Genomic DNA, 23,803 nt, shown 5'->3' on the forward strand with positions numbered 1-23,803 from the left:
CGTTTCTAATCTTCCCTTGTTAATTCTTCAATTTCCCCACGCAGGAAGAAATCTAGTGTTTCATCAATGGTTTGTTTCATATCAATGGTTGGTTTCCATCCCAGCAGACGCTCCGCATTCTTGATGCTGGGTTTGCGATGTTCAACATCTTGATAGCCCTGACCATAGTAGCTACTGCTTTCGATCTTTTTGAATCCAGCAAACGGAGGGAAATTTCCGCGCAATTCATGTTCTTCAAAGCTCTCCAACAACATTTCAGCCAGTTGGCGAATGCTGGCCTCGTTGGTTGGGTTACCAATATTAATAATTTGCCCATCACACAGCCCATCACGGTTTTCGATGATTCTGAACAGAGCTTCAATTCCGTCATTGATATCAGTGAAACAACGTTTCTGCTCTCCTCCATCAACCAGTTTGATAGGTGAGCCTTCTACCAGATTCAAAATCAACTGAGTGATCGCCCTTGAGCTACCAATACGCGCCGAATTCAGGTTATCCAATCTTGGCCCCATCCAGTTAAATGGACGGAATAAAGTGAATTTCAAACCTTCTTTTACACCGTATGCCCAAATAACCCGGTCAAGTAGCTGTTTGGATACTGAATAGATCCAGCGTTGTTTATTGATTGGCCCGACAATCAGGCGTGAAGTATCTTCATCAAATTCCTTGTCGTCACACATGCCATAGACTTCAGATGTTGACGGGAAAATAATTCGTTTATTGTATTTCACACAATAGCGAACAATTTTCAGGTTCTCTTCAAAATCCAGTTCAAAGACACGGAGTGGATTACGGGTATATTCAATCGGTGTTGCAATCGCTACTAATGGAAGAATGACATCACATTTTTTGATGTGATATTCAATCCATTCTGTATGGATACTGACATCCCCTTCAATAAAATGAAAACGTGGATTGCCAATAAACCGCTCAATGGCAGAAGACCCAATATCCATTCCATAGATGTCATACTTGCCATCGTTTAACAAACGTTCCGTCAAGTGATTGCCGATAAATCCATTAACTCCCAGAATCAGCACACGCTTACGACGACTGATTTGTGCGGTTGCTTTCGATCCGACTCGAACACCTGTCACAATGCCCATTTCTAGCACCAGTCGGCTTCCTTGAACATAAAGACCGGATTCGCCCTGGCCACTGGTAATTTCCAGTGCACCTTCTCCACAGGCAATGACAAATGGAGCAGTAGAAAGCACCGTTCCTGGAAGTTTGTCATGAACCTGAGTGAGTGGACGCGAACGCCAAACCGTAATTTTACGCTCGCCAAGGAACGTAAATGCCCCAGGATAGGGCTCAGTTACCGCCCTAACCAGGTTATTAATCTCTTTAGCAGATTTATGCCAATCAATTTCGCCATCTTCAGCCGTACGACGACCAAAATAAGTGGCCTGATTTTCGTCCTGTGGGATGGACAAATAATGACTTGATTTTATTTGAGGTAAGATACTATCCAGTAATTCAACGGCGGCCTCGCGGATTTTGCCATGCACGTCCAGTGAGGTATCGGTTTCACCAATCAGTACAGCCTGCTGCGCAACGATATCTCCTGCATCCGGCTTTATCACCATTTTATGCAGTGTCACGCCTGTCTCGGTCTCACCATTTAACACCGCCCAGTTAACGGGAGCGCAACCACGGTATTTCGGCAATAATGAACCGTGCAGGTTAAATGCACCTTTTTCTGCTAAAGATAAAAGATCCTGACTGAGCATATTGCGATAATAAAAAGAAAAGATAACATCCGGCTTCATCTCGCGGATGCGCTCAATCCAAAGCGGATGATTGACATTTTCTGGCGCAAATACAGGCAATCCCAAATCGGCACCAAGGCGTGCAACAGAAGAGAAAAAATGGTTTTCATTCGGGTCATCAGTGTGTGTAAATACGGCCTGAATGTCAAAGCCAGCTTTAATCAGCGCATTAAGTCCGACACAACCAATATCATGATAGGCAAAAATTACTGCTTTCATTAGCTTTTTTCCTGATTGTCGTTGATCTTTCTAACTCCGACTACTTTTTGAATAAAATAACGCGGGCGGGCACGAACATCGTTATATATTCGGCCAACGTATTCGCCGAGCAATCCCATCGCAACGAATTGTGCACCAATGAACATGAAAAGGATGGCAAATAGAGTAAATACACCTTCAGCAGCCCATATTGATCCGAAAATGAGGCGCAAAGCGATCAGTAATACCGCCAGCAGAAAACCTGTCACAGCAATAATGCTTCCCACAACACTCAATAACCGCAGCGGCGCAGTTGTCAGGCAAGTCAACAGGTCATACATCAGATTGATCAGCTTCATGAAATTGTACTTAGAATCCCCAAATTCACGTTCTGCATGAGTTACATCAATTTCAGTCGTTCTACGGGCAAATGTGTTAGCGAGAATGGGAATAAATGTACTGCGTTCATGGCATTGCAGCATCGCATGTACGATATGACGGCGATAAGCGCGCAGCATGCAACCGTAATCACCCATCGAACGGCCTGTAGCCTTAGTTATCATCGCGTTGATTATTTTGGACGCAGTTTTACGGAACCAAGAATCCTGACGATTGGCACGGCGAGTTCCCACAACGTCATACCCTTCTTCTGCCGTTTTCACCAGACGGGGGATTTCTTCTGGCGGATTTTGCAAGTCTGCATCAAGTGTGATGACAAGATCACCATCCGCCTGATGGAACCCCGCCATGATTGCAGAATGTTGCCCATAATTACGGTTAAGCAAAATAGCAATGACATGATTTTCGGGAATTTCAGCTGCCTGCGTTAAAATATCGGCAGAGCTGTCACGGCTACCATCATCCACCAGAATTAATTCATATTTCTGCTCAAGTTGTTGGCACGCAGCGATCGTCCTTTCCAATAATTGGGGTAGACTTTCTTCTTCGTTATAAACCGGAATAACAACCGAGGCTTTCTTAATTTTTTCAAATGTCACTATTTCTATGCTCCGAAAGAATTTCAGTGATTGCATTCACAACACGATCTACATCGTCATTATTCATGTCTGGAAAAAGCGGCAACGAGCAAAGTGTTGCCGAGTTCCACTCCGATGCAGGCAAAGACAGCATCGGATAACGTTCCCGATAATATTTTTGTGTATGTGCAGCCCTGAAATGCAAGCCTGTACCAATATCTCTTTCTTTTAAACGTGCCATGAAAGTATCGCGATCAATACCACAGACATCTTGGTCAACACGCACCATAAATAGATGATGGGTATGCCCGTGTTCATATTCAGGAACACTCAACATTTGTAACGGTGAATGGTTCAATGCGGCAGTATACCGAGCGACTAACTCCCCGCGACGGGCATTCATGGATTTCAGTTTGCCTAACTGTACAACTGCCATCGCCGCATGGATGTCTGATAAGTTATATTTAAAACCGGGCTCAATGACTTCTGCCTGAGGTTTCCTGCCCTGAATCTGCCGATCAAATGCATCAACAGCCAATCCATGAAATTTTAGGCAGCGAACCCGGTGTGCAAGCTCGTCATTATCCGTAACGAACATGCCACCTTCAGCACATGTCATGTTTTTAATGGCATGAAAAGAAAAGATTGCCGTTCCTCGCTCGCCCACCCATTCATTTTTATAACGGGTTCCTACAGCATGAGCAGCATCTTCAATCAGAGGGATATTAGCTTCGTTAGCAACAGTACGCAGGGCATCAAGATCACAAGGTGCTCCTGCATAATGGACAGGAATAATAGCTTTAGTGTTTGGTGTAATCGCTTTTCTGACTGTTTCCGCACTTACCATCAGCGTATCACGGTCAACATCGACCATAACAGGCTCTGCGCCCAGAAGACAAATCATGTTGATGGTGGAAACCCAAGTCTGGGAAGGGGTGATAACTTCATCACCTGGACCAATGCCTAATGCCAGCAGAACCAAATGCATCCCCGCCGTAGCAGAACATAATGCAATCGCGTGTCTGCAACCAAATATACGAGAAAAATCTTGCTCTAACTGGTGGTTTTGTGGCCCTGTCGTAATCCAACCTGAACGTAAAACCTGTTCTATTGCTTCTATCTCTTCATGTCCAATTGCTGGACGAGAGAATGGCAGAAAATTATCCATAATCGCTTTGTGTAGCCTGATTCGTTTTATAATTCCCAAAAATTTTAAATGATGTTTGTTCAACGAAACATCAACGGATAGACAAAATCAGGGACAATCGTGATACCAAAAAGAGATTAAAAACAATCAATTAAGGTGATTTTTACTAACGGAAATTAAAAATGATCGACCCTCCATAATTTATAGCTGGTATTTTGGATATGTCTAATATTTACTTCAAAAATTTCTGATAAATTTTGATTGGTCATAACATTTTGTGGTATTCCAGATACTAACAATTTTCCATACGACAATAACCATACACTGGTAGCTTGTTCATAAGTGTGATTAAGATCATGGCTGCTCATTAAGACCGAGCCACCCAATGAACAAAATTGTTTGATTAACTGATCTAAAACTGCTTGCTGAGTAATATCGAGGTTGTTTGTCGGTTCATCAAGGAGTAGTAATTTTCCGTTCGGATTCAGTTCTGGCCATATCTGCAAAAAGACCCCTGCCAATCTGACACGCTGCCATTCACCTCCTGATAACTGCCCAATTGACGAAGACAGTAATGAAGTGAGTTTTAGCTGCCGACAAAGTTCATATAACACACTTTCACTCTGATCCAATGGCGCTGAATCAGGGCGATACATATCCAGATACTGGTAAACTGGCATGATAGGAACAGAAACTGATTGAGAAAACCATGCCCGGTATTTCGCTAACTCGTGCTGCCGATAATCACACAGGTTTCTGCCGTTCAGATGAATCTTGCCACTGTAAGGTAAAATTCCTGCAATCGCTGAAAGCAGCGTGCTTTTCCCTGAACCATTCAATCCGACCAGATGAATTTGTTCTCTTGCCATAACAGATTCAGATAATGCGGCCAGCCTCTTGCCAACCGTAACATTATTCAGTTCTAAAATCGGTTGGCCGGTCATTTTATTTCTCCCATGAACATTCATCGAATATATTTATCTATGATGTGTTTTTAATAGTAACCATATAAAAATTGGTGCTCCCAAGGTTACAGTGACCACACCAATCGGCACTTCTGCATGAGATAATGACAGGCGGGAAAATAGATCTGCCAATAATAAGCCACTACTTCCCGCCAATGCACAAGCTGGAAGTAAGGTCTTATGATCCGTCAGACCAATCAATCTTAAGATATGGGGAATCACCAAGCCAATGAAACTAATCGTCCCCGCCAAAGCAACGCTCAAACCAACCAACAATCCAACCGCCGATACAAATAAACTACGCCACTTATTATGCGATATTCCCAATTGCTGAGCCTGTAACTCACCAAGCGATAAATAATTAAGGACTTTCCCTTGTCGACTCAGCCAGAAAACAGCTGGAACCAGTGCAATAACCAGCCACTTCTGACGCCAGTCAATACCGCTGAAACTACCCATCATCCAATACATCAACTGACGTAGATCCAGACTGGTACTGAAGTAAACCATCCATGTCATCATAGCGCCAAATATCACTCCGAAGGCAACGCCAATCAATAGTAACCGCGTATTCGTCACTTGGTGTTTTCTGGAAAAGCCCAACAAAATAGCAGTCATGGCAAAAGCCCCGAGAACCGCACCAACACTTAATAACCACAATGGAGCAATACCATGAAAGACAAGGATCAGACATACCACAACGACTCCAGCACCATTGCTGATCCCCAATAATCCCGGCTCTGCCAGCGGGTTTTCAAATAACGCCTGCATGACGGCGCCAGACACAGCCAAACTCGCACCAACCACCATCACCGCAATCGCTCTGGGCAATCTCAATTGCCAGATAAACAATCGGGCCGAGTCAGACAGCCATTGATCAGGCCAGAACCATAATTCTCCTGCACACAATGACAAAATAAATAACATAATAAATAAAATAGATAGGAGTGCTATCACACGATAGTCACGTTTTTTCTGGAGAGTGATTAATTCATAAACAGAGTGCATTGGCGGCACCAGAAAAAAGAAATGTATCCCATTGTATACAACGGGATATTAAAGGTAAGAAAAGACCGCACAATAATGCGGCCTTTTTTATGTGTTTATTCTTTTGGTAAAGCTTTTTCCACCCGATTTTTCAACTTTTGACCTGGGCGAAACGTAACAACACGACGGGCCGTAATTGGAATATCTTCGCCTGTCTTCGGATTACGACCTGGACGTTGATTCTTGTCTCGTAAATCAAAGTTGCCAAATCCAGATAATTTAACCTGCTCCCCATTCTCTAAAGAATGACGCACTTCTTCAAAGAATATTTCCACTAGATCCTTAGCGTCACGTTTGCTAATACCCAGTTTCTCAAACAGATTTTCTGACATTTCAGCTTTAGTAAGCGCCATAAGTTCAGTCCCTCAAGGATGCTTTGAATCGCTGTTCTAATGCAGCAACGCATTTGTTGACGGTCGCAGCAATTTCTTCTTCTTCCAGTGTACGCACGGTATCCTGCAAGATTAAGCTAATAGCAAGGCTCTTGTGGCCTTCCGCGACACCTTTACCACAATACACGTCAAATAAGTTTATGCCAACTATATGATTTACGCCAACTTTCTTACATTCAGTGAGAACATCTTCTGCGGCTACATTTTCAGGCACAACTATGGCGATATCACGGCGATTAGATGGGAAGCGAGAAACTTCCTTCATTTCAGGAATCACGCGGTCCACCAGACTGGTCCACAATAATTCGAATATCACGGTGCGACCATTTAAGTCAAATTTGCGCTCCAATTCTGGATGAACAACACCTATATAACCAATATAATTATTTTCCAGATAAATCCCAGCGCTTTGTCCAGGGTGTAAAGCAGGATGTTCCTCCGCCCTAAATGAAATGCTTGATAGCATACCAGTCAATTCTAAAACGGATTCTAAATCACCCTTAAGATCAAAGAAGTCAACTGCTTGTTTTTCAATCAACCAGTGCTCTTCGAAACGATTTCCTGCTATCACGCCACCAAGCATCAATTCCTGACGAATACCATGTTCAGCATTTTCATCAGGCACAAAACGCAAGCCAGTTTCAAATAAGCGGACACGATTCTGCTGACGGTTCTGGTTATAAACAACAGTGGTCAATAATCCTGTCAACAATGACAAACGCATAGCCGACATGTCAGCCGAAATCGGATTTGGCAGGATTAATGCTTCTTCCTGTGGATGCAAATATTGCTGAATCTTTGGATCAACAAAACTGTAGGTAATCGCTTCTTGATAGCCTTTGTCCACCAGCATCGTTTTGACACGTTTCAATGGCAGATGAGCTTCACGGTGTGCAGTCATCACAAGATCAGCGCGCACAGGCACGTCTGGGATGTTATTGTAACCGTAAATACGTGCAATTTCTTCAACCAGATCTTCTTCAATCTGCATATCAAAACGCCAGCTAGGTACAACAGCCTGCCAACTATCGCTCTGAACTGTCACCTGACAGCCTAAACGTGTCAGAATATCCGTAACTTCGTCATCAACGATATGATGACCAATCAGGCGATCCAATTTCTTGCGATTTAGAGTAATAGCCGCCGATTTTGGCAAATAGGATCCACTGGTAACATCAATGATCTCTCCGGCTTCCCCACCACAAATGGCAATCAGCAATTGGGTGGCATATTCCATCGCTTTATGCTGAAGTTGTGGATCTACGCCACGCTCAAAACGATGGGAAGCATCAGTATGCAGGCCATAACGACGAGCACGGCCTGTAATCGCTAATGGTGCAAAGAAAGCACACTCCAGTAAAATATGCTGTGTTTCAGCATTCACACCAGAATATTGACCGCCAAAAATTCCTGCCATTGCAAGCGCTTGCTTTTCATCAGCAATAACGAGTGTATCAGCAGAAAGTTCTATTTCGTTACCATCTAGCAGTGTTAATTTTTCATCCTGCTCAGCCAGACGAACAGTAATTGAGCCACTTAAGCGTTCCAAATCGAATGCATGCAGCGGTTGTCCCAACTCTAACAGTACATAATTAGTAACATCAACAATTGGGTCAATAGAACGAATACCACCACGACGCAGTTTTTCACGCATCCACAGTGGTGTTGTAGCCTTGACGTTTACATTCTTGATAACGCGTCCCAAGTAGCGTGGGCAGGCTTCTGGTGCGTCGACACGGATAGGGAATGTAGCTTCTGTAGTTAGTTTTACAGACTCGATCTGTGGCTCTGTCATTGACAGTTTATTGATAACAGCAACGTCACGAGCAACTCCCATGATGCTTAGACAATCTGCACGGTTAGGTGTAATGCTGATTTCAATGATGCTATCATTCAATTTGATATAATCGCGCAGATCAGTACCAATCGGTGCATCCGCAGGCAGTTCAATAATGCCATCATGATCATCTGCAATACCCAGTTCAGAGAAAGAACAGAGCATCCCTTCTGATGGCTCTCCGCGCAATTTCGCGGCCTTAATCTTGAAATCACCCGGCAGCACAGCGCCCACTGTGGCAACAGCGACACGCAGCCCCTGGCGGCAATTTGGTGCACCACAAACAATATCCAGCAGGCGATCGCCACCTACATTAACTTTTGTGACACGCAATTTATCTGCGTTTGGATGTTGGCCACATTCAACGACTTCACCCACAACAACACCGTGGAATTGACCTGCCACTTTTTCAACACCATCAACTTCTAAACCTGCCATGGTGATTTGATCAGACAATACTTCACTGCTGATGGCAGGGTTAGTCCACTCGCGTAACCAGAGTTCACTGAATTTCATGAGATATTCCTGCCTTATTTAAATTGTTTGAGGAAACGCAAGTCGTTTTCGAAGAAAGCACGTAAATCTGTGACGCCGTAACGCAACATAGTTAAGCGTTCCATTCCCATGCCAAAAGCAAAACCAGAATAGACTTCAGGGTCAATGCCAACACTGCGCAATACATTTGGATGCACCATGCCGCAACCCAATACTTCCAGCCACTTACCATTTTTACCCATCACATCGACTTCTGCGGAAGGTTCCGTAAATGGGAAATAGGAAGGACGGAAACGAACCTGCATCTCTTCTTCGAAAAAGTTATTCAAAAAGTCATGCAATGTCCCCTTCAGGTTAGTAAAGCTGATATTTTTATCAACAATCAGCCCTTCTGCCTGATGGAACATTGGAGTATGTGTCTGGTCATAATCATTGCGGTATACACGACCTGGTGCAATGATGCGGATCGGCGGCTGGCGTTCTTTCATAGTACGGATCTGTACTCCTGAAGTTTGTGTACGCAGCAGGCGCGTTGCATCAAACCAGAATGTATCATGATCAGCACGAGCAGGGTGATGTGCCGGAATATTCAGGGCATCGAAGTTATGATAGTCATCTTCGATTTCTGGGCCAGATTCAACAGAAAAACCCAATTCGCCAAAGAAAGTTTCAATACGTTCAATCGTGCGGGTAACAGGATGTAATCCACCATTTTCCATACGACGGCCAGGCAATGAAATATCGATTTTTTCTGCTGCCAAACGTGCATTCAGAACATCAGCTTCCAATTTTGCCTTACGAGCATTCAATGCTTCCTGCACTTCCTGTTTTGCCTGATTAATAACAGCCCCTGCCGCTGGACGTTCGTCGGCTGGTAAGTCACGCAGCGATGACATCTGGAGGGTTAAATGGCCTTTTTTTCCCAGGTATTCAACTCGCACCAAATCCAACGCGGCAACATCCTGGGCTTCCTCTACGGCTGCTTTTGCCTTTGCAACCAGCTCAGTAAGATGTGACATCGTTTTCCTCTTCCTTCGGCCAGATGGCCCTTTAGTTGTTATCGACTATGCCCCAAATAGCTATTAGTGAGGTCATAAAAATAAAAAAGCCTCCACACTGGAGGCTCAAGCGCTGTTTTTCGTTTCTTTTCTTACGCGCAAAGCCCCCCGATTTCAGGCGCTAAAGTAAAAAAAGAAACGAAAAAAAGCTAATTTCATCATTGCCATTCTCTCCATTATATCCTTATTAACCCAATCAATAGTAAGCCATATTTTGGGGGAAAGTAAAAGAGGGAGCAAGCTCCCTCTTCTAACCTGACTTATGCCAGAGCGCCCTTCGCTTTTTCAACCAGAGCAGCAAATGCTACTTTGTCGAATACAGCGATGTCAGCCAGAATCTTACGGTCGATTTCAATCGAAGCCTTTTTCAGGCCATTGATGAAACGGCTGTAAGACATTCCGTTCTGACGTGCAGCAGCGTTGATACGTGCAATCCACAATTGGCGGAATTGACGTTTACGCTGACGGCGGTCACGGTAAGCGTATTGACCAGCTTTGATAACTGCCTGGAAAGCAACACGGTAAACGCGCGAACGGGCACCGTAGTAACCTTTCGCTTGTTTTAAAATTTTCTTGTGACGTGCACGGGCAATAACACCACGTTTTACGCGAGCCATATACTTCTCCTATCGTCTCTGAATTCTAATCTAAAAAATTTGCTTATGCGTATGGCAAACAAGCAACAACCAGGCCCAAATCTCCTTTGGAGACCATGCCTTTTGGACGTAAGTGACGCTTACGCTTAGTTGATTTTTTAGTCAGGATGTGACGAAGGTTAGCGTGCTTACGCTTGAAACCACCACTGGCAGTTTTCTTGAAGCGTTTAGCCGCGCCGCGTACTGTTTTAATCTTTGGCATTTTAATTTCCACTTCGCATTGTTGATTACAACGAATTAGTAAGGCGAATAGACTCCAACCAAAAACTGACTGGAGCCCATTACTTGACTGCCTGACTATTTCTTCTTAGGAGCGAGCACCATGATCATCTGGCGGCCTTCGATCTTCGATGGGAAGGATTCGACCACAGCCAGTTCACTCAGATCTTCACGAATGCGGTTAAGCATTTCGATACCAATCTGCTGATGCGCCATTTCACGCCCACGGAAACGCAGGGTGATTTTAGCTTTATCGCCATCTTCCAGAAAACGAATCAGGTTGCGTAGTTTGACCTGATAGTCGCCTTCATCTGTACCAGGACGGAATTTGATTTCCTTAACCTGAATAACCTTTTGTTTCTTTTTCTGTTCTTTGACTGATTTACTCTTCTCATAGAGGAACTTGCCGTAGTCCATGATACGACAAACCGGCGGTTCGGCATTTGGGCTGATTTCAACTAAATCAACACCAGCTTCCTCAGCTTTCTCAAGAGCTTCTCTCAGACTGACAATACCAATCTGTTCGCCATCTAATCCTGTTAAACGAACTTCAGAGGCGCGAATCTCTTCATTAATGCGATTTGGGCGCGCCGGTTGAATTCTTTTTCCGCCTTTAATACCTTATTCCTCCAATTGATGAAGATTGCGACTGCGTATTTCTGTCAGTAGTTTTTCTGTAAACTCACTGACATTAATGCTACCTAAATCCTTGCCACGGCGGGTACGAACAGAAGTTTTTCCTGACTCGACCTCTTTATCGCCGCAAACAAGCATGTAAGGCACTCGACGCAGAGTGTGTTCGCGAATTTTAAAACCAATCTTCTCATTTCTCAAGTCTGCTTTTGCACGAATGCCAGCATCTTGAAGTTTTTTAACCAATTCCTGTACATAATCTGCCTGACCGTCAGTAATATTCATGACGACAACCTGTTGAGGTGCCAACCATGTTGGGAAGAACCCAGCATATTCTTCGGTCAGGATACCAATGAACCGTTCCAGAGAGCCTAGAACAGCACGGTGGATCATTACAGGAACCTTACGTTCGTTATTTTCACCGACATATGACGCATTCAAACGCGCTGGCAATGAAAAATCGAGCTGCACAGTACCACATTGCCACGCACGATCCAAACAATCATATAGAGTAAATTCGATCTTAGGGCCATAAAAAGCACCTTCACCCGGCTGATATTCAAATTCAATACCGCTTTGTTTCAGTGCTTCAGCAAGATCAGCTTCCGCTTCATCCCACTGTTTGTCAGTGCCAATACGTTTTTCTGGGCGAGTCGATAATTTGACAACAATCTTCTCGAAACCAAACGTATTATACACGTCATAAATCATTTTGATGCAGCTACTGACTTCTTGATGAATTTGGTCTTCAGTACAGAAGATATGTGCATCATCCTGAGTAAAGCCGCGCACACGCATCAATCCATGCAATGCCCCTGACGGTTCATTACGATGGCAGCTACCAAATTCAGCCATACGCAACGGCAGGTCACGATAAGATTTCAGACCCTGATTAAAAATCTGGACATGTCCTGGGCAGTTCATCGGCTTCACGCAATATTCACGGTTTTCCGATGATGTGGTGAACATATGTTCTTTGTAGTTTTCCCAGTGACCTGTTTTTTCCCACAGGATACGATCCATCATGAATGGGCCTTTCACTTCCTGATAATGGTACTCTTTCAGCTTGACGCGGGCAAATGTTTCCAGTTCACGGAAAATTGTCCAGCCATCATTATGCCAGAATGCCATGCCCGGCGCTTCTTCCTGCATGTGGTACAGATCGAGCTGTTTGCCGATTTTACGGTGATCGCGTTTTGAAGCTTCTTCTAAGCGTTGCAAGTAGGCATTGAGTTGTTTTTTGTCTGCCCATGCAGTACCGTAAATACGCTGCAACATTTTGTTGTCGCTATTGCCACGCCAGTATGCGCCCGCTATTTTCTGCAATTTGAAGTGATGGCAAAAACGCATATTAGGGACGTGTGGCCCACGGCACATATCCATATATTCTTCATGGTGATACAGACCCGGATGGTCATCACGGCTAATATTTTCATCCAGAATCTGGATCTTATATTCTTCGCCACGAGCTGCGAATGCATCACGCGCTTCCTGCCAACTGACTTTTTTCTTGATGACGTCATAATCTGTCTTGGCAAGCTCCAGCATGCGTTTCTCAAGCAGCTCGATATCTTCCTGCGTCAAAGAGCGATCTAAATCAACATCGTAGTAGAAACCATTGTCAATCACAGGACCGATTGCCATTTTCGTATCAGGCCATAGCTGCTTAACTGCATGACCTAGTAAATGTGCACATGAGTGGCGAATAATTTCCAGACCGTCTTCATCTTTGCTGGTAATAATTGCAAGGTTAGCATCGGTTTCAATTAATTCACATGCATCCACCAATTCGCCATTAACACGGCCAGCAATACACGCTTTTGCCAAGCCCGCACCGATATCGCGAGCTACATCCATTACAGAAACGGCATGCTCAAATTGACGTTGACTACCGTCAGGAAGAGTAATTACAGGCATTTAAAATCCTTATCTACAGTGGTGACCCACACGAAAGATCACTTGTATGAAATATTTTAATTTAGAAATTCAACACGTTAAGAACAAACTCTTGCTTCACTCCGCAAGATGTGTACTCAATTAAGTACATAGTTTTTTAAAGTACCCAGTACATTTGCCCTAACTCATTCACCATACTATCACACAGAGTAAGTGTTAAAATAGCTTAACGTGATATTCAGCCATCTTGAACTACCTAAAATATCTAATAATTATTACGGTACAAAATTAAGTAAAATGCTGTTGAAATATACGCCATCTGGATTCAACCTGATATCTAATACACAACGTTTTCTCTTATAAGTCTGAGGATATCTGCATTGATATTGGATGATTTTTTAAACTTTTCTTACCATACATTCCACGTTCTATATCGTGCTCTTTTTCATTAACTAAATCTTGGGAATTTCCCTGCGCAAATGATTGAGCGAAAACATACAATAAAAAATTACCGTGTAATCTATTGATTAACCAGTATCAATTATCAATGATATCCAAATCGCGGTAGGCATTTTTTACTTTCCATAAATAACGAGGAGCCTGTGGTGCGGGGTGATTATTCTGAACATATTGATAAAACTCATTTGGCGTCATTCGATTAATTTTATTGATTGCCAAAGTCTTGTTTGAATCAAATGTACGCAATAATGCTCCTGCACCATTGACATAAGCGACTATCATCGCATAGTACATCGTTTCAGGATTAGTGATACCTTCCAGATGCTGCTTTTTCAGAATGCTAATGTAGGCGGTTCCAAGATCAATGTTGGTTTCTGGATCTTTCAACTCACGCATAGTTGGCTGCCCCGACTTTCCTTTTATTCGGTAAGCATCTCGCCCTGCTGTAGATGCCTTGATTTGCATTAGACCAACAGCATTGGATTTACTGACGACTTCTGGACGAAAACCAGATTCCACCCGAATAATCGCTTTAATAAGAGTTTCATCAACACCATAACGTCTTGCAGCCTGCTCAATAAAACGATCAAATGGTGTTGATTCAGATCTAGCCATAAACTTACGGGAACTAGAAACAACGTTATTGTTACCGAGAAGACGTTTTGCTGTTAGCTGCTTATCAACTCCTGACTGATGAATTTCTTGGTCTGCACACCCCGTCAATAGCATTGCCAGCACAATATAACCGAGTCTTAATTTCACGCTGTCTTCCCCAAACCAAAATTAACTTTATAAATCATATATAATTTTACTAATAAGCCCAAAATACTTTTATACAACTTATCAAAATAAATTGAGCCATTTATATTTCGTAAGCCTAGACAATAGGCTAATTTTTTGTTCACATCACCTTCTTTGCCAATATCTCAGCAACAAGAAAGTTAAGGAATATCTATCAAACTATCATTAATTTTGTGCAATATAGCCTTGACTTTAAATAAATGATATTGATAATCATTATCAATAATTACATGTATAACAAGTAAGGTTTGCCAAAATGAACAAAAGGCGTTCAATTTCTGCTTTCCCGATATTCAGTATGATTATCGCATTATTCACGCTCACCCTATTCAGCCAGCAAGCCTATGCAGATAAAAAATTCAGGGTTGTAACTACCTTTACCATTATTCAGGATATGGCCCAAAATATCGCAGGTGATGCAGCCATCGTTGAATCCATCACAAAACCCGGCGCAGAGATTCACGATTACCAGCCTACGCCAAAAGATATCATTAAAGCACAGCGTGCAGATCTTATCCTCTGGAATGGCTTGAATCTTGAACGCTGGTTTGAACGTTTCTTTGAAAACATGAAAGGCATCCCTACGGCTGTCATTACTGAAGGTATAACTCCGCTGCCGATTCGTGAAGGACCTTACAATAAAAATCCCAATCCTCATGCCTGGATGTCTCCCAAAAACGCCCTGATTTATATTGAAAATATCCGCAAGTCTTTCGTTAAATATGATCCAGCGAATGCAGAGGTTTATAATCGCAATGCGAAAATTTACGCAGAAAAAATGACCAAACTGGATGCACCACTCAGGGAACGGCTTTCCCGTATTCCAGAAAATCAACGCTGGCTGGTAACCAGTGAAGGGGCTTTCAGCTATCTCACACAGGATTATGGTTTCAAGGAAGTGTACTTATGGCCAATCAATGCTGAAGAACAAGGTTCTCCGCAACAAGTTCGCCGTGTTATTGATACCGTAAGGGCACAGAAGATCCCTGTAGTTTTCAGTGAAAGTACCGTTTCGGATAAACCAGCAAAACAAGTCAGCAAAGAAACCGGGGCTCACTACGGTGGAATCCTCTATGTCGATTCTCTTTCTACCCCAAAAGGTCCAGTGCCCACTTATATTGACCTGCTGAACACCACTGTGGACACCATCGCGAAAGGATTTAATCAATGAGTCATTCATCGTTAAACAATCAATCATTATTTGAGCATCCCCATTTAATTGTTGATGATGCTACCGTCACTTACAACAATGGGCACACCGCCATATATGACGCCAGTTTCGATATTACCGGCGGCACAATTTGTGCGCTGGTAGGTATGAATGGCAGCGGAAAATCCACATTATTCAAAACAATCATGGGGTTAGTTACTCCCTCTTACGGAAAAGTCACCCTCAATGCACAAACCATCAAGACTGCGTTAAAACAAAATATCATTGCATATGTTCCACAGACTGAGGATGTAGACTGGAATTTTCCAGTTTTAGTTTCCGATGTTGTGATGATGGGCCGCTATGGAAAAATGGGATTTTTGCGCAGACCCAGTAAACGTGACCATCAAATCGTGGATAAAGCGCTTGAACGCGTCGGGCTGAATGAACTACGAAATCGACAAATCGGTGAGCTTTCCGGTGGGCAGAAAAAACGGACATTTTTAGCACGTGCACTAGCACAGGAAGGAAAAGTGCTACTGTTAGATGAGCCTTTTACTGGTGTAGACGTTAAAACAGAAAATGCCATTGTCGATTTACTCCGTGACTTACGTGATGAAGGGCATCTAGTTTTGGTATCAACGCATAACCTCGGCAGTGTGCCTGAATTTTGTGACCATGTTATCTTGATCAATCGCACTGTTCTGGCTAGTGGCCCAACTGAAACCACTTTCACCCAAAAAAATCTGGAGACAACATTCGGTGGTGTCTTACGCCATATCAACCTTTCTGGCTCAGAGCTTCATGATGATGATGATCCGCGCTCACTGACTGTCATTACCGATGATGAGCGGGCTGCTATCTTCTATGGCTATGACCGTCATGTCCCACCACGACAAAGCCAAAAGCAGAAGGAAAACCAGCCATGATGGAGTTGCTGATACAACCATTCAATTACAACTATATGGTGAAAGCCATGTGGGTAAGTGCCATCGTAGGTGCAGTCTGTGCTTTTTTATCTGCCTATCTGATGCTGAAAGGTTGGTCGCTGATGGGAGACGCCCTTTCCCATTCTGTTGTACCGGGCGTAGCAGGCGCATATGCTCTCGGTTTGCCTTATGCAGGTGGAGCCTTTTTTACTGGTATGCTCGCGGCATTATCAATGACTCTGGTTCGTCATATCACGCGGTTACGTGAAGATGCGGTGATCGGTTTTATATTCTCCACTTTTTTCGCTGTCGGGTTATTAATTGTTTCCTTAAACCCCACTTCCGTTAATGTACAAACCATTATTCTCGGCAATATTTTAGGCATTTCTGATGAAGATGTTTTGCAAGTCGAAATCATTATTGCTGTCTCCTTTATTATCTTGATGCTGCTCTGGAAAGATCTTTTAGTTGTTTTCTTCGATGAAACCCATGCACGTTCTATCGGTTTATCACCTCTGCGGTTAAAAATCATTTTCTTCACCTTACTCAGTGCCTGTACTGTTGCTGCATTGCAAACAGTCGGCGCCATTCTAGTCATCGCAATGGTAGTTACTCCTGGTGCCACAGCCTATTTATTGACAGATCGGTTTAAACACCTGCTTATCATTGCTGTCACCATCGGATCATTAACGAGTGCTATCGGTGCTTACTTGAGTTACTTCCTCAATGGCGCAACAGGGGGAGTGATTGTCACGCTACAAACTGTGATTTTCCTACTGGCTTTCTTCTTTGCCCCCAAACATGGCATGTTAGCGTCCCGCAGACGAGCGAAAAAAGAATCTTTAGCATTAACTCAAGGAAGACGCTCATGAGTACATTGATTGAATTCATTACTGAACCCTTCATGCATGATTTTATGCAGAGAGCTATTTTCGCTGCTGTCATAGTGGGGGCAGTCTGCGCGGTACTTTCCTGCTATCTAGTATTAAAGGGCTGGTCACTGATGGGGGATGCCATTTCCCATGCTGTCTTACCTGGTATCGTATTAGCATTTGTCGCTGGAATACCACTCGCAATAGGTGCTTTTCTTTCAGGGATATTTTGCGCATTCGCTACTGGATATCTGAAAGAACACAGCCGGATCAAAGAGGATACAGTCATGGGTATTGTATTCTCCGGCATGTTTGCATTGGGTTTAGTCCTGTTTACTCGCATAGATACCGATCAGCATCTGACGCATATTCTATTTGGTAGCATACTTGGCATTACCCAGCATGAATTGATCCAGACGCTATGTATTGCTAGCGTAACACTGGCAATTGTGTTGCTGAAACGCAAAGATTTTATGCTCTACTGTTTCGATCCCAATCAGGCACGCGTTGTCGGTCTACCCGTGAAACTTATCCATTATGGCTTATTGTCCCTGCTGGCCTTAACTATTGTCGCATCGCTGCAAGCCGTTGGCATTATTCTGGTTATTGCCATGCTGATATCTCCCGGCATTATTGCATTTATGCTCTGCCGGAGTTTTGATCGCATGCTTATTGTTGCAATGATTGCTTCTGTGTCATCCAGTGTGCTCGGTACAATAATCAGCTTTCACATCGATGGTGAAACAGGGCCTTGTATCGTCATTATTCAAGCTATTTTCTTCATAACAGCACTTATTTATGACCAAATAAAATTAGCTAGAAAGAAAATGAGCAAGAAGCGTACCAAAGATATCCCATCTCCATCATCATAAATTTCAGGTGAATCAAATTAATAAAGTAGAGAGCCATATCTAATTTTGGATATGATTCTCTATTGAGTGCTATTTAAATCACTTTTTAACCTGTTCAATTGTTGCATCTGTCTGTAATATGAGCATAGCAATTGTCAACTTAATGAGGTGAATCATGTGGCAAGCAGTGAACCGTCTATTAAGTGAGCATTTTGGTAGCGCTGAAATTCACAATAAAACGGAATTAGCAGGAGGGGATATTCACCGTTCTTGGTGTGTTCAGTACGGCGAACAGCATATTTTTATCAAATCCAATTTGAAAGAAATGTTACCTGTTTTTAAAGCAGAAGCAGAACAACTGGAATTGCTGGCCCACAGCAAAACTATCCGTGTCCCTGAAATTTACGGCGTTGGGTACGATCGCGACCATAGTTTTCTTTTGCTGGAATATTTACCTATAAAGCCATTTAATGCCTATAGTGCGTACTACTTTGGCCAACAACTCGCGAAACTGCACCAATGGAGTGAACAACCTAAATTTGGTTTTGATTTTGATAACATGCTCGCGACCACCATACAGCCTAATGGATGGCAAAAGCGCTGGAATCAATTTTACGCAGAAAAACGGATTGGCTGGCAATTACAACTCGCGGCAGATAGGGGAATGGTGTTTGGCAACATCGAGCTTATTGTCCAAATAATCAGTGACAAGCTACAATCTCACCAACCTCAGCCTTCTCTCCTACATGGCGATTTATGGCCAACAAATTGTGCATCATTAAATAGCAACTCTGCCGCAGCATTTGATCCCGCCTGCTATTGGGGAGATCGTGAATGTGACCTTGCCATGCTGCCTCTTTGTCCAGAGCTACCCCTACAAATTTTTGATGGTTACCAAAGTATTTGGCCATTACCACAAAGTTTTATTGAGCGACAACCACTTTATCAACTTTACTACTTACTGAATCGCTGCAACCTTTTTGGAGGGGAAAACTTCATCATGGTGCAAAATATGATTGATAATATATTATCTGAATAGCAATTACCGCTATCTACTTAATCAATGAAAATAACAATCATTATTATTAACTCTGATCTAACACCATTGCCAAAAATCGGAGTTAATTATCTGTATATTAAACAAATTAACAATGACGATAAAACAAAATTCACGACACACTAAATACATTAACTATGCTTAATTAGTTTTCACCTGATAGATAAAATAAAAAAGAAAAATTTATTATATTAAGAAATAAATGCTTATTAGATAGAACAAAGGTAAAAAAACACTACTAATGCCGATTAAGCCACTGAATATTTTAATAAGCTGCGAAGAGAAGATAAATGCTTCCGCAGCTATTATTTTTATTTTTACATTACCAACCCAATAGTTTTGATAAAAAATAAGCAATCGCACCAATAATTATTGGTGATATATAAAGGATAAAAATTTGACTGAATAACGAATGAAGAGGAAATTTAATCTTGGCTTCCAACTGCTCCTTGGTTATTCCACTTTCCTTAGCATTTTCAAGGATCATTTGATCTTCGATATGTTCCTTGATGAATTTAAATTGGCGATACATTCTTAAGCCTGATGCACTCATTGCCAACCCGACGAACATAAGAAAATAGATCACAAGGAAACTAACATTTGTACCTGTAATCATCACCATACGATCAGGTATTGGTGAATGCTTCCAGAAAAAATCCAAAAATGATGTATTGAATTTGATCATCTCTGTCATCATTCTTAAAAAATCATTCAATACTGCATAAATTCCACTTCCTTTCACACCATGTTGCCATGCCAGATTGATCACTGAGACAAAAGTTGACAAAAAAGCGGGTACAAAAATAACCCAGCCCAAGATCCGTTTCGCAATAGCAACATATCCAGCTTGTTGGTACGTCATTAACATTCCTCATTAGCATAAATCATTTTATTTTTACTCAATGATAGCTGATAAGAGACTAACTTTAACCTCATTTGTAATGTATGACTCTCATTTTTCCTAGAAAACTATGCCTTTCTTTGTTATCTGTTCATAACGAGATTTAAAACATAGAGCTTGCTACAATTATAAATCTTTAATCGCTATCACCATCAAGGAGAGATATAAGATGTCATTTCATTTACCTATAGAAGCCGCCATTTTTGATATGGATGGCCTGCTTATTGATTCAGAGCCTTACTGGGAGCAAGGAGAAAAAACCGTATTTGGTGAATTGGGACTGGACTTATCTTTGGCGAATAAATTGCCTGATACACTGGGATTACGCATCGATAAGGTGGTTGAACTATGGTATCAGTTATCACCTTGGCAAGGCACCTCAAAAAAGGAAGTTGAACAGCGCATCATCAACCACGTTATCCGGTTAGTCAAAGAAAACCGTCCCCTGCTTCCCGGTGTCGAATACGCTTTAAACCTCTGTCATAAACATGGCCTTAAAGTCGGTCTGGCTTCTGCGTCCCCCCATAATATGCTCGAGCAAGTACTTGAATTGTTTAACTTGAGACATTACTTCAATGTTGTAGTTTCTGCTGCAAATTTACCATACAGTAAACCACATCCTGAAGTGTATCTGCAGGCAGCTAGCCAACTTGGGGTTAACCCTATTAATTGCCTTACACTGGAAGATTCATTCAACGGTATGGTAGCAGCCAAAGCAGCAAGAATGCGCTCTATTGTGATTCCTGCCTTCCACCATTTTGATGACCCCCGCTGGTCATTGGCTGATAATAAGTTAAATTCACTGGAAGAATTAACCATAGAAAACATTACTTGATAGTTGTTCTGCGCTGCCATTTTTTGATTTGTATTTTCCCTACACGGCAGCGCAAATATTCATCATAGTGTACTTCATCTTAGCTGCTCTAGGTAAAAACCAATTAAATCTTAGTGCCATATATTAATAAATAACAGATTTATCTTATTTACCCCCTATCATACTTGTGAAAAACCCTCTATACTGCCCCACTGTATGTATAAACAGCAATCAGCATAAATAATTAATATAAATCGTTATGACAGCAGAAGGGCATCTCCTCTTTTCAGTTGCCAGCCTCGTATTGGCTCACCAGCTAGAAATTACACCAGAAATAGCACAGGGAGACTGGCTTCATATGCTTCCTGGAGTGCTTCTGGCCTCATTGTTACCTGATATTGATCATCCCAGTTCAACGTTAGGTAGATTATTCCGTTTTATATCAATTCCTATTGCACGACTATGCGGGCATCGCGGATTTACTCACAGCTTACTGGCTCTGGTGGTAGGAATTATTCTCTTCCAGGCTGAAATACCGTCTGGTTGGCCCATTCCAACTGACTTTTTTCATGCAATGATTGTGGGTTATATCAGCCATCTGATTGCTGATATGCTTACACCCGCAGGTATTCCACTCTTATGGCCACTGAGAATACGTTTTTGTATCCCTATTCTTAGAGGAAAGGAACGCAAAAAAGCGGAGCGATTTATTGCTGTGCTGGTGGTCGTCATTGCCATTCTCCTTCCACATCACATTGATTTTTCGTTTATCCACCACTATTTTGATAAATTACAAATCGATAAGTTGCAAATTGACAAGTTGCAGAGCCTATATAAGTAGCGGATTAAATATATCCTTATCAGTTCGTGACCCCATTTCCTCAATGGGGTCATTCTCTAAAACATAAATAATTTTTGTTTCCTGCACTTTAATCACTATCTGTAACTCCGCAAGTTATATCGCCAATCAGCAAAAATCAGACGAAAATCAAATGTAATAACATAAGGCTATATAACCAATTGCACTAGATAGTAAGAAATCATTATATTTAATTCCATTTAATTATAAGTAAGACTTTTCTTATGCTGATACCATGTTTTCTTATCTATTAAATGGTATAACGTTCCGTTATAACCTAGCGCGATTAAATACCATACAAAAAAATCATATAGTTAGAAATTTTGGAGGCTAGGGATGAATTTACCACTCGTCATTAATGTGCTGATTTTTATAGCACTACTTATAGTATTAGCAAAAGCGAGCTCCAATAAGTGGAGCCTGTCCAAAAAAGTTGTTGTTGCCCTAGTCGTAGGTGTTATTTTTGGGCTGGCATTGAACGTCATTTATGGTGCACACAATGTCATCGTGAAAGAATCAATTAAATGGTTCAATATCGTCGGCAATGGCTACGTGCAGTTACTGCAAATGGTTATTATGCCATTAGTCTTCGCTTCTATTCTGAGTGCAGTCGCACGTTTACATAAAGCGTCTGCTTTAGGGAAAATCAGTTTCCTGACAATTGGAACCTTGTTGTTCACCACTGCAATTTCAGCTTTAATCGGCATCATTATCGCCAATGTGTTTGGTCTGACTGCTGCAGGATTAATTCAAGGCACACAAGAAACGGCGCGCCTGTCTGCTATTGAAACAAATTATATTGGCAAAGTTTCAGATCTGGGTGTGCCACAGCTTATCCTCTCTTTTATTCCTAAAAATCCATTTGCTGACCTTACTGGAGCAAGCCCTACCTCAATTATCGGTGTTGTGATTTTTGCCGCGTTTCTGGGTATCGCTGCATTACAAATGCTTAAAGATGACCATGAACGTGGTGAGCGAGCTCTTATTGCCATTGATACCCTGCAAGCATGGGCAATGAAACTCGTCAGGCTGGTTATGCGCCTAACACCATACGGCGTTATGGCTCTGATGACTAAAGTCGTTGCCAGCTCCAACATTCACGATATCGCACAACTGGGCAATTTTGTCGTTGCTTCCTATATTGCCCTTGGTTTGATGTTTGTCGTACATGGAGGGCTTTTGGCACTGACTGGCATCAACCCGATCAAATTCTTCAAGAAAGCCGGCCCGGCTCTGACGTTTGCATTTACCAGCCGTTCAAGTGCTGCCAGTATTCCGTTGAATGTTGAAACACAAACCCGTCGCCTTGGTGTACCAGAATCCATTGCCAGTTTTTCTGCCTCTTTTGGTGCGACTATCGGTCAAAATGGCTGTGCCGGTATTTATCCAGCCATGTTAGCAGTAATGGTTGCCCCAACCGTTGGTATTGACCCTTTCGATCCCCTGTGGATTGCGACTCTCGTCGGTATTGTGACAATCAGCTCTGCAGGTGTCGCTGGTGTTGGTGGAGGTGCAACATTCGCAGCACTGATTGTTTTACCTGCTATGGGGCTACCCGTGACTTTAGTCGCACTGCTGATTTCTGTTGAACCTATTATCGATATGGGCCGCACAGCATTAAACGTCAATGGTGCAATGACAGCTGGCACAATCACTAGTCAATTGATGGGTAAAACTAACAAAGAAATATTAGAGCAAGATGAAGAGATAGGATTAAGTCAGTCCTAATCTGCACCAGATAAAATCCCGTCCCCTTTGTATCTCAATAAGCAAAGGGGACATTTTTTTATGCTCAAAAGAGCGATAAAAAAGCCGGAA

23 protein-coding genes and 1 other annotated feature are annotated in these 23,803 nt (G+C 42.4%); of the genes, 8 read left to right on the top strand and 15 right to left on the bottom strand.

The annotated features are described in order from the left end of the window. Nucleotides 1-5 precede the first annotated feature (5 nt). From arnA to PSI22_RS06325, 14 genes are all read right to left on the bottom strand, one after another. Nucleotides 6-1,991, bottom strand: coding sequence for a bifunctional UDP-4-amino-4-deoxy-L-arabinose formyltransferase/UDP-glucuronic acid oxidase ArnA (gene arnA, locus PSI22_RS06265; protein WP_273579019.1), 1,986 nt, complete (start codon nt 1,989-1,991; stop codon nt 6-8). Beyond that, nucleotides 1,991-2,971 carry an undecaprenyl-phosphate 4-deoxy-4-formamido-L-arabinose transferase gene (gene arnC, locus PSI22_RS06270; protein ID WP_273579059.1) on the bottom strand — a complete coding sequence of 327 codons (981 nt, stop codon included), beginning with the start codon at nt 2,969-2,971 and terminating at the stop codon, nt 1,991-1,993. Before arnC ends, arnA begins: the two co-directional genes overlap by 1 nt. Further along, nucleotides 2,958-4,115 (bottom strand): UDP-4-amino-4-deoxy-L-arabinose aminotransferase, encoded by a 1,158-nt coding sequence (gene arnB, locus PSI22_RS06275; RefSeq protein WP_273579020.1) that lies wholly within the window; start codon nt 4,113-4,115, stop codon nt 2,958-2,960. The genes arnC and arnB overlap by 14 nt, the downstream gene beginning before the upstream one ends. Nucleotides 4,116-4,270: 155 nt before the next feature. Next, a complete protein-coding gene (gene btuD / locus PSI22_RS06280; RefSeq protein ID WP_273579021.1) occupies nt 4,271-5,038 on the bottom strand; it encodes a vitamin B12 ABC transporter ATP-binding protein BtuD in 768 nt (255 codons plus the stop codon). A 33-nt stretch (nt 5,039-5,071) separates the two neighbouring features. Next, a complete protein-coding gene (gene btuC, locus PSI22_RS06285) occupies nt 5,072-6,067 on the bottom strand; it encodes a vitamin B12 ABC transporter permease BtuC (RefSeq protein WP_273579022.1) in 996 nt (331 codons plus the stop codon). A 95-nt stretch (nt 6,068-6,162) separates the two neighbouring features. After that, nucleotides 6,163-6,459, bottom strand: a complete 297-nt coding sequence (gene ihfA, locus PSI22_RS06290) for an integration host factor subunit alpha (protein ID WP_012988967.1) — start codon at nt 6,457-6,459, stop codon at nt 6,163-6,165. Nucleotides 6,460-6,463: 4 nt separating this feature from the next. After that, nucleotides 6,464-8,851, bottom strand: coding sequence for a phenylalanine--tRNA ligase subunit beta (gene pheT, locus PSI22_RS06295; RefSeq protein ID WP_273579023.1), 2,388 nt, complete (start codon nt 8,849-8,851; stop codon nt 6,464-6,466). Nucleotides 8,852-8,865: 14 nt separating this feature from the next. Further along, nucleotides 8,866-9,849 carry a phenylalanine--tRNA ligase subunit alpha gene (gene pheS / locus PSI22_RS06300; RefSeq protein ID WP_038206268.1) on the bottom strand — a complete coding sequence of 328 codons (984 nt, stop codon included), beginning with the start codon at nt 9,847-9,849 and terminating at the stop codon, nt 8,866-8,868. A 79-nt stretch (nt 9,850-9,928) separates the two neighbouring features. Continuing rightward, nucleotides 9,929-10,051: a sequence feature (Phe leader region), on the bottom strand. Beyond that, the gene (pheM, locus tag PSI22_RS21460) at nt 10,003-10,065 is read right to left on the bottom strand and encodes a pheST operon leader peptide PheM (RefSeq protein WP_143827731.1); all 63 of its coding nucleotides are present in this window, start codon (nt 10,063-10,065) and stop codon (nt 10,003-10,005) included. (Overlaps the previous feature by 49 nt.) Before the next feature lie 83 nt (nt 10,066-10,148). After that, nucleotides 10,149-10,505 (bottom strand): 50S ribosomal protein L20, encoded by a 357-nt coding sequence (gene rplT, locus PSI22_RS06305; protein WP_010847342.1) that lies wholly within the window; start codon nt 10,503-10,505, stop codon nt 10,149-10,151. A gap of 43 nt (nt 10,506-10,548) precedes the next feature. Next, nucleotides 10,549-10,746 carry a 50S ribosomal protein L35 gene (gene rpmI, locus PSI22_RS06310; RefSeq protein WP_006118955.1) on the bottom strand — a complete coding sequence of 66 codons (198 nt, stop codon included), beginning with the start codon at nt 10,744-10,746 and terminating at the stop codon, nt 10,549-10,551. 95 nt (nt 10,747-10,841) lie between these two features. Beyond that, nucleotides 10,842-11,381, bottom strand: a complete 540-nt coding sequence (gene infC / locus PSI22_RS06315; RefSeq protein WP_273579060.1) for a translation initiation factor IF-3 — start codon at nt 11,379-11,381, stop codon at nt 10,842-10,844. 3 nt (nt 11,382-11,384) lie between these two features. Continuing rightward, complete coding sequence (thrS, locus tag PSI22_RS06320) at nt 11,385-13,313, bottom strand: threonine--tRNA ligase (protein ID WP_273579024.1); 1,929 nt, start codon at nt 13,311-13,313, stop codon at nt 11,385-11,387. Between the two features lie 516 nt (nt 13,314-13,829). Next, nucleotides 13,830-14,513 (bottom strand): transglycosylase SLT domain-containing protein, encoded by a 684-nt coding sequence (locus PSI22_RS06325; protein ID WP_273579025.1) that lies wholly within the window; start codon nt 14,511-14,513, stop codon nt 13,830-13,832. 295 nt (nt 14,514-14,808) lie between these two features. On the opposite strand from PSI22_RS06325, the gene PSI22_RS06330 reads away from it, so the two are divergent. The 5 genes from PSI22_RS06330 (at nt 14,809) to PSI22_RS06350 (ending at nt 19,393) form a co-directional block, all read left to right on the top strand. Further along, nucleotides 14,809-15,723, top strand: a complete 915-nt coding sequence (locus tag PSI22_RS06330; RefSeq protein ID WP_273579026.1) for a metal ABC transporter substrate-binding protein — start codon at nt 14,809-14,811, stop codon at nt 15,721-15,723. Beyond that, a complete protein-coding gene (locus PSI22_RS06335) occupies nt 15,720-16,631 on the top strand; it encodes a manganese/iron ABC transporter ATP-binding protein (RefSeq protein WP_273579027.1) in 912 nt (303 codons plus the stop codon). The genes PSI22_RS06330 and PSI22_RS06335 overlap by 4 nt, the downstream gene beginning before the upstream one ends. After that, the gene (locus PSI22_RS06340) at nt 16,628-17,503 is read left to right on the top strand and encodes a metal ABC transporter permease (protein WP_273579028.1); all 876 of its coding nucleotides are present in this window, start codon (nt 16,628-16,630) and stop codon (nt 17,501-17,503) included. Before PSI22_RS06335 ends, PSI22_RS06340 begins: the two co-directional genes overlap by 4 nt. Next, entirely contained in the window at nt 17,500-18,375 is an 876-nt protein-coding gene (locus tag PSI22_RS06345; protein WP_273579029.1) for a metal ABC transporter permease, read from the top strand. Before PSI22_RS06340 ends, PSI22_RS06345 begins: the two co-directional genes overlap by 4 nt. A gap of 154 nt (nt 18,376-18,529) precedes the next feature. Further along, entirely contained in the window at nt 18,530-19,393 is an 864-nt protein-coding gene (locus tag PSI22_RS06350) for a fructosamine kinase family protein (RefSeq protein ID WP_273579030.1), read from the top strand. 340 nt (nt 19,394-19,733) lie between these two features. Here the strand turns inward: PSI22_RS06350 and PSI22_RS06355 are convergent, their stop codons facing one another. After that, complete coding sequence (locus PSI22_RS06355) at nt 19,734-20,273, bottom strand: YniB family protein (RefSeq protein WP_273579031.1); 540 nt, start codon at nt 20,271-20,273, stop codon at nt 19,734-19,736. Nucleotides 20,274-20,481: 208 nt separating this feature from the next. On the opposite strand from PSI22_RS06355, the gene hxpB reads away from it, so the two are divergent. From hxpB to PSI22_RS06370, 3 genes are all read left to right on the top strand, one after another. Beyond that, nucleotides 20,482-21,147: a hexitol phosphatase HxpB gene (gene hxpB / locus PSI22_RS06360; RefSeq protein ID WP_273579032.1), complete on the top strand. Its 666-nt coding sequence runs from the start codon at nt 20,482-20,484 to the stop codon at nt 21,145-21,147. A 238-nt stretch (nt 21,148-21,385) separates the two neighbouring features. Next, complete coding sequence (locus tag PSI22_RS06365) at nt 21,386-21,967, top strand: metal-dependent hydrolase (RefSeq protein ID WP_273579033.1); 582 nt, start codon at nt 21,386-21,388, stop codon at nt 21,965-21,967. Nucleotides 21,968-22,321: 354 nt separating this feature from the next. Beyond that, nucleotides 22,322-23,713, top strand: coding sequence for an L-cystine transporter (locus tag PSI22_RS06370; protein ID WP_273579034.1), 1,392 nt, complete (start codon nt 22,322-22,324; stop codon nt 23,711-23,713). Nucleotides 23,714-23,803: the final 90 nt, after the last annotated feature.

The organism is Xenorhabdus aichiensis (genome assembly GCF_028598775.1).
Lineage (GTDB): Bacteria > Pseudomonadota > Gammaproteobacteria > Enterobacterales > Enterobacteriaceae > Xenorhabdus > Xenorhabdus bovienii.